Below are 11227 nucleotides of genomic sequence, written 5' to 3' on the forward strand. Positions count from 1 at the left end.
CCGGGATTGAAGTACTCGGCCTTGACGTAGATCGTCGCGTGGGCCGGTCCGAGATTGTTGATGCGCACCACCGGCGTGTCGCCGACGGTGTCGAGAATGCTGTCGAACAAGCGGCCGCGCCCGGCCGTGGTTCTGATCTTCTGCTGCTGCAACATCTTGGTCTCCTTGATTGTCATCGCGTTTTGTCTTCACGGGCCGGTTACAAACCGGCGGGTTGGGCGACGAGGTTTGGTGACCTTGCCGCGCTAGGACTGACATGCCGCACAGCGGCAATGGCTGCATCCGGCGCTGAAATCCGCTGCCGGATGCGCCGTGTCGTGTTTGGTGATACAGGAGAGGCCGACAGGCCAGCGTGGGAGCAGGCGTGGAAACGCACGTGGAATCCAGCCGATCGAGGCCGGACGGCGACATGCCGGTCCTTTCCGTGCGCCTGCTCGGACCGCTGGCGATCTCCCGCAATGACGTGCCGGTTACGTTGCCGTCGTCACGCAAGCTGCGCGCTCTGTTGGCCTATCTGGCGCTGGCGCCGCATCCTGTCAGCCGCAGCCGTCTGTGCGAGCTGCTGTGGGACGTGCCGAACGATCCAAGGGGCGAGCTGCGCTGGTGCCTGAGCAAGCTGCGCGGCGCACTCGACGCGCCGGGCCGACACCGGGTCGTGACACAGGGCGACACGGTAGCACTCGATCTGAGCGATTGCCTGGTCGATGCGCTGGAGGTCAGCCGCGCCGCCGCGCAAGGGATCGGCACGCTTGATGTCGGCCGCTTGCGGGCGCTGGCCAAACTGTTTGCCGGCGATTTCCTCGACGGGCTGGAGCTCGAGCGCAGCCCGCATTTCAACAGCTGGCTGATCGCGCAGCGCCGCCGCTTCAGCGCTTGCCATGCCGCCGTGCTGGAACGGCTTGTCGCGAGCCTGCCGGCGCATAGTGACGAGGCGATCGCCCATCTCGACACATGGGTGGAACTGGCGCCGTTCGACACGCGTGCGCATGCAGCACTGCTGTCCAATCTGGCCGGGCGCGGCGAGGTCGCCGCGGCAGAGCAGCACCTGGCTTCGGCGGAGCGATTGTTCCGGTCGGAGGAGCTTGATTTCGCACCGCTTCGCGCGGCCTGGCAGGCGATCCGTGAACAACGGCCCGGGGCCTCGCTACGGACACAGGCGGCCTGCCTGTCCACGCTATCGCCACTGGTGGCCACCATGCCCGCCGCACCCGGCCCGGTCGAGCCCAGCCACGCTTCGCTGGCGGTGATGCCGTTTGTCGAGGAGAGCGGCGGCACGCGCGGCGGATTGGCCGACGGTTTCACCCACGACATCATCACCCGCCTGGCCAAGCTCAGGGATTTCTTCGTCATCGCGCGCGGATCGGTGTTTGCGCTGGCAGAGCAGAACATCGCGCCCGAGGATGCCGGCCGCCGGCTGAATGTCGACTATGTCGCCACCGGCACGGTGCGCAGCCCGTCTGGCCGCCTCATCGTCGGCGTCGAACTAATCGAGGTGCGCAGCGCCAGGATCGTCTGGGCCGAGACCTTCGAGCGCAGGCCCGATGACATCTTTTCCGTGCTCGACGACATCGGCAACAGTATCGTCTCCTCGATCTCGGCCGAGATCGAAACCGTCGAGCGCAACCGCGCCATGCTGAAGGCGCCCAACTCGCTCAACGCCTGGGAAGCCTACCATCGCGGCCTCTGGCACATGTACCGCTTCACCCAGGCGGAAAACGAACAGGCGCGGCATTTCTTTGCCCAGGCCTTGCAGCTCGACCCGACCTTTGCCCGCGCCTATGCCGGCCTGTCCTTCACCCACTGGCAGAACGCCTTCCAGCGCTGGGGCGACCGCGACCGCGAAAGCGCGCTGGCCTTCGAGAGCGCCGGACACAGCCTGCTGGTCGACGACCACAATCCGGCCGCGCATTGGGCGATGGGCCGGGCGCTGTGGCTGCGCGGCGAGCAGGACGGCTCGCTGCTCGAACTCGAGCGGGCTGTCGATCTCAGCCCCAACTTCGCGCTTGGCCACTACGCGCTGTCCTTCGTGCATTCGCAGTCGGGCGACCCGCGAGCGGCGATAGGCTCTTCGGATCATTCGCGCCATCTCAGCCCGTTCGACCCGCTGCTGTTCGGCATGCTGGGCGCACGCGCCATGGCGCATGTCCGGCTCGGCCAGTTCGAGGAAGCGGCCGAATGGGCGCTGAAGGCGGCGGCGCGGCCCAACGCCCACGCCATCATACTGGCGATCGCCGCGCACTGCCTGGCGCTGGCCGGACGGCTCGACGAGGCGCGCGGCTTCGCCGCCGCCATTCGCAAGACAAGGCCGGACTATTGCGCCGACGATTTCATCGGCACCTTCCGCTTCGAGCCGGACGCCGTGGCGCTGTTCCGGCAGGGCGCCAGGCTTATCGGGCTGAACTGAAGCCTGGCTCGCCATCTCTGGGATCGCCTGGGAATTTCGCCTCAATTCCGCCGGGTTAACGAAGTCGGAAGGAGTTGTTTAACTGTTTGCGGCTATGTCACCGCGTGGGGGACGACAAAGTGAGTATGATGAGCAACAGCCCCGACAAGCGCAATGAATGGCGCGCCATATTCTACGTGCAAGCTCGCGTTGCCATCCTGTTTGTCCCGGTGGTTGCCAGCCTGCTGATCATAGCGGCGCTTGCCGGCAACGAACGCAAATCCGTTCCCAGCATGATCGACCCGACCGTCACCGGCTCCGTGCGGTAGACCGGCGGTCATCGGCTCTTCGAGATGCTGTCGGAGGCGGGCGCCTGGCGTGCGCTATCGGCGGTTTTCATTTGGCGCTAAAATCATCCGATGGCACTGAATGAGTGGGCCCGAACGATCAAGCGCGATGTGCATGCGCTCTACCTCGCCGCTCGCGATCCCCGAACGCCCTGGTACGCCAAGGCGCTTGCCGTGTGTGTTGCAAGCTATGCCTTGTCGCCAATCGACCTGATCCCCGATTTCATTCCGGTGATCGGCTATCTCGACGACGTCATCCTTGTCCCTTTGGGCGTCCTTGCCGTGGTCAGGATGATACCGCCCGAGGTGATGGCGGAACACAGAAAGACCGCCGCGCTGGCCGCCGACAGGCCGGTGAGCCGCTACGCGGCGGTGATCATTGTTTGTATCTGGACTGCCTCGATCGTGCTGGCCGGGTGGCTGGGATATCTGTATTTCGCTGACTGACTGCCAGGCCGTTCAGCAGGGAAACCGCCGCCAATGAAGCCCGGACGGATCGCGCTTTTCCCGGGATTCCGTCGCCATGCGGCGCCGCTCAAACAAAGCGCGGGATCGGGCCGTTCTGCGGGGTCACGTCGTCGCCGAGGTCGACAAACACCTCGTCGACATAGCACCATGCCCAGCCTTCCGGCGGATCGTAGCCCTCGATGATCGGATGCTTGGTGGCGTGAAAATGCCTGGTGGCGTGGCGGTTGGGCGAGTCGTCGCAGCAGCCGACATGGCCGCAGGTGCGGCAGAGCCGCAAATGCACCCATTGCGACCCGCTCTTCAGGCACTCCTCGCAGCCGAGCGCGCTCGGCGTCACCTTCCTGATGTCGCGCGTATGCCTGCATTCATCCATCATGGTCTCCCTGCTGTTTGAGGTGCGTCCGCGCGCGCGAGATATGCATGCAATGCCGCGACCACCTGGGCGCCTTCGCCGACAGCCGCCGCGACGCGTTTGACCGAACCGGCGCGGACGTCGCCGATGGCGAACACGCCGCTGCGGCTGGTCTCCATCTGCGCCGATCCCAGCTCCGATCCGGTGCGCACGAACCCCCTGGCGTCCAGCGCCACACCGCAATTCGCCAGCCAATCGGTGTTCGGGTCGGCGCCGATGAAGAGAAAGAGATGGCGGATCGGGCGCGTCGTTTCCGCGCCGCTGGCGCGGTTGCGCCATCGCACCGTGCCAAGATTGCCCTCTTCGCCGTCCAGCGCCTCGATTTCGGTCCCGGTCAGCACCTCGATGTTCGGCTGCGCCTTGATGCGTTCGACCAGGTAGCGCGACATGCTGGCATCGAGGCTGCCACCGCGCGCCAGCAGCGCCACTTTGCGCGCATGACTGGCCAAGTAGACAGCCGCCTGCCCGGCCGAATTGCCGGCGCCGACCAGCGCCACTTCCTGGTCCGCGCAAAGCCGCCCTTCAATGGGCGACGCCCAGTAATGCACGCACGTTCCCTCGAACCGCGCCAGATTGGCGATGTCGAGGCGGCGATAGCGCGCGCCGCTGGCGATCACCACGCTGCGCGTGCGCACGTCTCGCCATCACCGACATCGAGCAGATAGCGGGCGCCTGACGCGTCGGAGGCGGCGCTCAAAAGCTTCGCCTCGTCCGGGATGACCATTTCGACGCCGAATTTCTGCGCCTGGTTGTAAGCGCGCGCCATCAGCGCCATGCCGGTAATGCCTGTGGGGAAACCAAGATAGTTCTCGATGCGCGAGGATGCACCGGCCTGTCCGCCGAAGGCGCGGCAGTCGAGCACGATCGTCGATAGGCCTTCGGAGGCCGCATAGACCGCCGCCGCCAGCCCTGCCGGGCCGGCGCCGACGATGGCCACGTCATAGACCGTATCGGCATCGATCGGCCGCAGCAGGCCGATGCAGCGGGCGAGGTCCTTTTCGCCGGGGTTCATCAGCAGCCTGCCGTTTGGACAGAGCACGATCGGCAGGTGGTGAGGATCGACCTCGAAGCGTTCTACCAGGGTTTTGGCGCAGGGATCGCTGCCGGAATCGAGCACGCGATGCGGCTGGCCGCTGCGGGCGAGGAAGCCCTGCAGGCGCAACACGTCGGCATTGTCCTGGGGTCCGATGATGATCGGCCCGCTGGTAGCGCTCTCCAAAAGCCCGACGCGGCGCAGGATCAGCGCCCGCATGATGCGCTCGCCGAGATTGGCCTCCTGCACCATCAGGTCGCGCAGCCGCTGCGAGGCGATGACGAACGCCTCCACCGGTTCGGCGGCCTGCGCATTGACCAGCGAGGGACGGGCCGAAAGCTGCGCCAGCTCGCCGACAAAGCTGCCGGGGCCATGGGTGACGATCGTCTCGCGCCGGCCGAGCCCGCCGTCCTGGGTGATGTCCACGCTGCCCGACAGCACGACGATCAGACCGGGCGCCACATCGCCTGCTTCGATGATGTGCTCGCCGGCGGCATAGGCGCTGGCCTCGCCGAACCGGCGCATGCGGTCGATGTCCACCTCGGCCAGCGTGGGGAACGCCTGGTCGCGGCGGGCACCGAATATCTGGGTGGTGGATTGAGCCATGGTTTTGAGCGTAGCGAAGCGGGCGCGGAGTTTGAAGCGGTTTGTGAGGGGACTGGCCGGAAGGGGAGGTTGGCGGCAAAGAAAAAGCCCGGACGAGCCGGGCTTTTTCTCTAAGTTTCTGAACCGGCGAATGGTTCGAAACGGGAATTTGGTGCCCAGAAGAGGACTCGAACCTCCACTCCTTGCGGAACACGGACCTGAACCGTGCGCGTCTACCAATTCCGCCATCTGGGCTGGTGCGGGCTCATGTAAGCGGGCAAGCGATTGCTGTCAACGCGCTTTTTTCGCAGGTGCTCCGTTCGCCGGCTCAGTCGTCCAGCACTTCCTTCGAAGCGACGGTGCAATCGGCGTTGAGCTGGTAGATGACCGGCACGCCGGTGCCGAGTTCCAGCTTGACGATCTCCTCGCCCGACTTGCCGTCCAGCGCCATGATCAGCGCGCGCAGCGAGTTGCCGTGCGCGGCGACCAGCACCGTGCCGCCGCGCAGCACGTGCGGCTGCAAATCGTGCAGATAGTAGGGCCAGACGCGGGCGCCGGTGTCCTTCAGGCTTTCGCCGGCGGGCGGCGGCACGTCGTAGGAGCGGCGCCAGACATGCACCTGCTCCTCGCCCCATTTCTTGCGGGCGTCGTCCTTGTTGAGGCCGGAAAGGTCGCCATAGTCGCGCTCGTTGAGTGCCTGGTCGCGGATGGTCTTCAGGTCGCTCTGGCCGACCGCGTCGAGAATGTGCTGGCAGGTTTTTTGCGCCCGGATCAGCGCCGAGGTGAAGGCGATGTCGAATTTCAGGCCGCGCGCCTTGAGCTTCTGGCCGGCGGCCTTGGCCTCGGCGTGGCCCTGTTCGGTCAGGTCGACATCGCGCCAGCCGGTGAACAGGTTCTTCAAATTCCATTCGCTCTGGCCGTGGCGTACGAGCACGAGGGTTCTCGACATGTTTGCTCCTTCAAGAGCAATTCCAGGAAAAGTGTGACGCGGTTTTCCGCCCGGAATTGCGTTAGACAAAGAGGTTTATGGATCAGGCCGGCTCAGCTGAGGCCGAGCACGTCCCGCATCGAATACAGTCCCGGCTTCTTGCCGCGCGCCCAAAGCGCGCCTTGACGGCGCCCCGAGCGAAGATGGCGCGGTCCTCGGCATGGTGGGCAAGCGTGATGCGCTCGCCGGTGCCGGCCAGCATCACGCTGTGGTCGCCGACGACAGAGCCGCCGCGCAGGGTGGCAAAGCCGATCGAGCCTGTCTTGCGCACGCCGGTGTGGCCGTCGCGGACGCGTACCTCATTGCCTGAAAGCTCGATACCACGCCCGGCGGCGGCGGCTTCGCCCAGCAGCAGCGCTGTGCCCGATGGCGCGTCGACCTTGTGCTTATGGTGCATTTCGAGGATCTCGATGTCGAAATCGTCGGCATCGAGCGCGCGTGCCGCCTGCTCGACCAGCACCGCCAGCAGATTGACGCCGAGGCTCATATTGCCCGACTTGACGATCGTCGCATGGCGCGCCGCCGCCGCGATTTTCGCATTGTCGTCGGCCGTGCACCCGGTCGTGCCGATGACGTGAACGATGCGCGCCTGCGCCGCATAGCCCGCGAATTCGACCGTCGAAGCAGGCGTGGTGAAGTCGAGCACGCCGTCTGCCTTGGCGAAGACCGGCAGCGGATCGTCGCCGATCGGCACGTTGATGATACCGATGCCCGCCAGTTCGCCTGCGTCCTTGCCCAGATAGGGCGAACCCGCCCGCTCGACCGCGCCGATGACCCGCGCGCCGGGGATGGTGTGGATGGCGCGGATCAGCGTCTGGCCCATGCGGCCGGCAGCGCCCACCACCACCAGGCCCATATCGCCTGCTTCGCTCATGTGCTCCTCACAGCAGTCTTCTTCGCACGCGTGGCCCGGACCGGAGTTTGGATCGGCTCGCGGTCCTCGACAAGCCCCAGTCCCTTCTTGCCCTGGATGCGGTGGAAGCGGGAATAGATGCTGTCCGGGTCGGCCATCAGCGTCGCATGGGTGCCTTCCTCGACCAACCGTCCCTCTTCCAGCACGATGATGTGGTCGGCATTGACCACCGTCGACAGCCGATGCGCTATGACGATGGTGGTGCGGCCTTGCATGACTTGGGTCAGCGCTTCCTGGACGCGCGCCTCCGCCTCGTTGTCGAGCGCCGATGTCGCCTCGTCGAGCAGCAGGATCGGTGCCTGGCGCACGATGGCGCGGGCGATCGAGACGCGCTGGCGCTGGCCGCCGGAAAGGGTCGAGCCGCCTTCGCCGACCGGCGTGTCGTAACCTTGCGGCTGCTGGCGGATGAACTCGTCGGCTGCCGCCTGTTTCGCCGCCTGCTCGATCTCGGCGTCCGTGGCCGACAGACGGCCGTAGCGGATGTTGTCGCGGATCGTGCCTTCGAACAGATAGGGCGCCTGCGCCACATAGGCGATCGACTGCCGCAGCGAATGCTTGGTTACCTTCGAGATGTCCTGGCCATCGACCTCGATGCTGCCCCGGTCGACGTCGTAGAAGCGCTGCAAGAGGGCCACCAGCGTCGATTTGCCGGCGCCCGACGCACCGACGATCGCCGTCACCTTGCCGGCCGCGGCGGTAAAGCTCAGGTCCCTAAGCACCGGCATGTCGGCGCTGTAGCCGAACGTCACATTGTCGAAACGCACCTCGCCGGTGGTGATCCTCGCCTCGACGGCATCGGGTGCGTCGCCCTGTTTCGGCTCCAGGTCGAGCAACTCGTAGATCATGCGCGCGTTGACCAGGGCACGTTCCATGCCCACCTGTGTGCGCGCCAGGCGTCTTGCCGGATCGTAAGCCATGATCAGCGCGGTGATGAAGGAGAAAACCGCGCCCGGCGGCTGCCCAAGATACAACGCCCGGTAGCCGGAATAGGCAAGTACGGAGGTGATGGCGAGACCGCCCAGAATCTCGGAAATCGGCGACAGCCGCTCCGAGACGCGGGCGATCTTGTTGTTACGCTGCTCGGCCGTGTCCGCCATGATGCCGATGCGGCGCGCCAGCTCGGCCTCCAAGGTGAAGGCCTTGACGATGGCGATGCCTTGCGTGGCTTCCTGCACGGACCCGTTCAGCCGCGAATTGATCAGGACGGATTCCCGGTTGATACGCCGCAGTCGGCGGGTGATATAGACGACGGCCCAGATCAGTGGAGGGCCGATCAGCAGCGAGCTGAGCGACAACACCGGATCCTGATAGATCATCACGCCGACGAGAGCGACCAGCGTGACCGCGTCGCGGCTGATGGAGGTCAGTGTCAGCGACAGCAGATCGCGAACGCCGCCGACATTCTCGCTGACCTGTGCCGCCAGCCGACCGGAACGCGTATCGTTGAAGAAGTTGACGCCGAGCTTCATCAGATGGTCGAAGCTACGCTTCTGGTAGCGCGCGACCAGATTGTTGCCGATACTGGCCAACGCGACTGCTTGGCCGTAACCGGCGAAGCCGCGCAGCAGGGAGGCCCCCATGAAACCGGCGCAGATCAACCAGAGCATATCGCCGCGTCGTTCGTAGAAGATCTGGTTGATCATCGGGGCCATGATCCACGCCGTGAAGGCGGTGGTGCCGGAAACGATCAGCAGGCAAGAGACGGCGACGACATAGGTCCAGCGATACTCTTTGCCGTTTTCAGCGAGGATGCGGCGGAGCACCGCTGTGACCTCGCCGGGCCGGGCTTTTTGTTTGTTTGGAGCTTCAAGTGTCAAATCGGGAGCGCTTTGTGGTTTTCCGCCTCGTGGGACCGGGGCTGCAAATTCGGCACCCCTCTTAACGCCCTGCGGCCTGATTGCCTATGCCCGCACCTGATTAACTTCGTCGCGGGGCGCGAGCGCTTCGCTGGCTTTCAGGCCTGCCAGCGCCGGCCCTCCGTCTGGACACCGAACAGCAAGGGGTTCCTGGCATAGGCGGCAAGGCCCAGAAGTGCGGCCAGCGGGTGGGTGATGACGTAGACCGGCATGGTGCGCATCATCGCGCTGTGCGGCGCCTTGTCCTCGAAAGCGGCGCGGAAATTGCCGGCTTTCAGCGCCGGCACGATCTTCTGCGCGATGCCACCGGTGAGGAACACGCCGCCGCGGCTCATGAACACCAGAGCAAGGTCGCCTGCGGTGCGCCCAAGGCAGGTGACGAAAATCTCCAGCGCTTCCACTGCAACCGGATCGGTTTTCGCAAGTGCCGCGGCAGTGATCTCGGCCGGCGTGGTGAAGGGCGACGGCTTGCCGTCCGCCTTGGCCACCGCCCTGTAGACATTGACCAGACCGCGTCCGCACAGGATCTGCTCGCCCGAAACGCGGCCTTCGAGCTTCTCGATATGCGGAAAAACCTCGAAATCGCGCGGTGTGCGCGGGCCGATGTCCATATGGCCGCCCTCGCCGGGCACCGGTATCCAATGGTGCAGCGCATGGACCAGCCCGGCGACGCCGAGCCCGGTTCCGGGGCCGAGCACGACGCGCCCGGCATTGGGCTCCGGCGTGCCGCCGCCGATCTTTTCCATGTGCTCCTCGCCGAGCGCAACGACGGCCAGCGCCTGCGCCTCGAAATCGTTGAGCACGACGATGTCGCTCAGGCCGAGGCTGGCGAACATTTTCCTCGGCTTGACGATCCAGGGGCAGTTGGTCAGCTCGATCTCGTCGCCGTCGACCGGGCCAGCCACCGCCAGCACCGCCGATTTGGGACGCACCGACGAGCGGTCGAGCACGGCCGCCTGGATCGCCTCGTCGATGGTGTTGTAGTTCGCCGTCTGGACGATGGTCGGCTCGCCTGCCTCGGAATTGGCGTCGAGCACGATCGAAAAGCGCGCATTGGTGCCGCCGATGTCGCCGATCAGGATCGGAAACCGCAGCAAAGTGTCGTCGTCGCCTGTGCGTGGCATGCTCTCGTCCGTCTCCGGCGCCCCCGACGGCATCTGGCCGTTCTTCCGTTGACTAGCGCATGGGTTTGAAAAGGGAAACGGTTTTCGATCCCGGCGGCGCGCTGAGGCCGGCTCTGCGGCCAAACCGCCACGGTTTCGCAAAAATGAGGCGCTGAACCGATTGAGCCTGCCTATAAGGCTGTAAGCTATAAGCCGTGATCGTCAGTTTCCAGGCGGCCGCGGTCGCGGCAGCGGCACGCCGATCTCGGGCGTCGCCGTGAAGGCGTTCACCGTGCTTGGCAAGCCGGCGGCGGCCGGGGTGGCGGGCAATGACGGCGTTTCGGGTTCGGGCGCGGCGGCCGCGACCGGCACGCCGCCGCCATGGTAGGTCGCCGCCTCGGCCGAGTCCGGCCCCGGCGCGTCGAGCACCGCGCGGCATTCGCCCGGCAGGTTCGCCATCGTCATCAGGTCGCGGGCCTTGGGCGCATCCGGGTTCTTGTTGGGGCGCCAGGGCTCCTGCGTGAACCACCAGGCCAGCGGCTTGCCGCAACCGTCATCGTCCGGCGTCGCCTCCTGCGCCTTGCAGCCGGGCGATCCGGGCTGACAGCCGATGCGCATGTGGAAATGATAGTCGTGGCCCCAGAACGGCCTGACCTTGCGCAGCCAGAAGCGGTCGCCCTTGACGGTGTCGCAGAGCTTTTTCTTGATGCCCGGATTGACCAGGATGCGCTCGACCTGGCCGTAGCTCGCCGCCCGCTTCAGAAGCCTTGTGTGCGCTGGCGTCCACAGCGCGTCCTTCACCAGATGGGTCTTCTCATCGACCATCAAGGTGGCGCTCATCGATTCGCGCTGCGCCATCGACAGCGGGCGGCTGGGCATCGGCGTCAGCCAGATGTCGGCGTCGAGCCCGATCTGGTGCGAGGCATGTCCTGTCAGCATCGGGCCGCCGCGCGGCTGCGAAATGTCGCCGATCAGCAGGCCTGGCCAACCATCGGCCGCTGCGTCGCGCGACAATTTCTCGACTACCGCGATCATCGCCGGATGGCCCCAGCGGCGGTTGCGCGACGGCCGCATCACCTGCCAGGTCGGACCGTCCAAGGGAATGGCGACGCCGCCGGCAAAACAGCCCTTGGAATAGA

Annotated in this window: 8 protein-coding genes, 1 tRNA gene and 3 pseudogenes; 3 read left to right on the forward strand and 9 right to left on the reverse strand. The window is 65.7% G+C overall.

What is annotated here, in order from left to right:
- A pseudogene (locus tag EN984_RS38655) lies at window positions 1–155 on the reverse strand (cysteine synthase); the annotation flags it as partial.
- Window positions 156–409: 254 nt separating this feature from the next.
- Between EN984_RS38655 and EN984_RS08065 the strand changes: the two are divergent.
- The 3 genes from EN984_RS08065 to EN984_RS08075 all read left to right on the forward strand — a co-directional run bounded on the left by EN984_RS08065 (window position 410) and on the right by EN984_RS08075 (window position 3177).
- Window positions 410–2404, forward strand: coding sequence for a BTAD domain-containing putative transcriptional regulator (locus tag EN984_RS08065; protein ID WP_127269770.1), 1995 nt, complete (start codon window positions 410–412; stop codon window positions 2402–2404).
- A 128-nt stretch (window positions 2405–2532) separates the two neighbouring features.
- Window positions 2533–2712 (forward strand): hypothetical protein, encoded by a 180-nt coding sequence (locus tag EN984_RS08070; RefSeq protein WP_023814179.1) that lies wholly within the window; start codon window positions 2533–2535, stop codon window positions 2710–2712.
- 90 nt (window positions 2713–2802) lie between these two features.
- Window positions 2803–3177 (forward strand): YkvA family protein, encoded by a 375-nt coding sequence (locus EN984_RS08075; RefSeq protein ID WP_127269768.1) that lies wholly within the window; start codon window positions 2803–2805, stop codon window positions 3175–3177.
- An 88-nt stretch (window positions 3178–3265) separates the two neighbouring features.
- Here EN984_RS08075 and EN984_RS08080 read toward each other — a convergent pair whose 3' ends face one another.
- The 8 genes and pseudogenes from EN984_RS08080 to mepA all read right to left on the reverse strand — a co-directional run.
- Window positions 3266–3574 carry a UBP-type zinc finger domain-containing protein gene (locus tag EN984_RS08080; protein WP_027040253.1) on the reverse strand — a complete coding sequence of 103 codons (309 nt, stop codon included), beginning with the start codon at window positions 3572–3574 and terminating at the stop codon, window positions 3266–3268.
- Window positions 3571–5249: pseudogene (locus EN984_RS08085) on the reverse strand (FAD-dependent oxidoreductase). Before EN984_RS08085 ends, EN984_RS08080 begins: the two are co-directional and overlap by 4 nt.
- A 149-nt stretch (window positions 5250–5398) precedes the next feature.
- Window positions 5399–5483, reverse strand: a tRNA-Leu gene (locus tag EN984_RS08090).
- Between the two features lie 73 nt (window positions 5484–5556).
- Complete coding sequence (locus EN984_RS08095; RefSeq protein WP_127383693.1) at window positions 5557–6177, reverse strand: 2,3-bisphosphoglycerate-dependent phosphoglycerate mutase; 621 nt, start codon at window positions 6175–6177, stop codon at window positions 5557–5559.
- Between the two features lie 92 nt (window positions 6178–6269).
- A pseudogene (dapB, locus tag EN984_RS08100) lies at window positions 6270–7090 on the reverse strand (4-hydroxy-tetrahydrodipicolinate reductase).
- Window positions 7087–8946: an ABC transporter ATP-binding protein gene (locus EN984_RS08105; protein ID WP_127268268.1), complete on the reverse strand. Its 1860-nt coding sequence runs from the start codon at window positions 8944–8946 to the stop codon at window positions 7087–7089. Before EN984_RS08105 ends, dapB begins: the two are co-directional and overlap by 4 nt.
- A 137-nt stretch (window positions 8947–9083) precedes the next feature.
- Window positions 9084–10109 carry a glucokinase gene (locus EN984_RS08110; protein ID WP_127268267.1) on the reverse strand — a complete coding sequence of 342 codons (1026 nt, stop codon included), beginning with the start codon at window positions 10107–10109 and terminating at the stop codon, window positions 9084–9086.
- Window positions 10110–10310: 201 nt separating this feature from the next.
- The coding region (gene mepA, locus EN984_RS08115; protein ID WP_127383694.1) for a penicillin-insensitive murein endopeptidase at window positions 10311–11227 on the reverse strand (917 nt) is incomplete at its 5' end.

It is taken from the genome of Mesorhizobium sp. M7A.F.Ca.CA.004.12.1.1, from assembly GCF_003997835.1.
Lineage (GTDB): Bacteria > Pseudomonadota > Alphaproteobacteria > Rhizobiales > Rhizobiaceae > Mesorhizobium.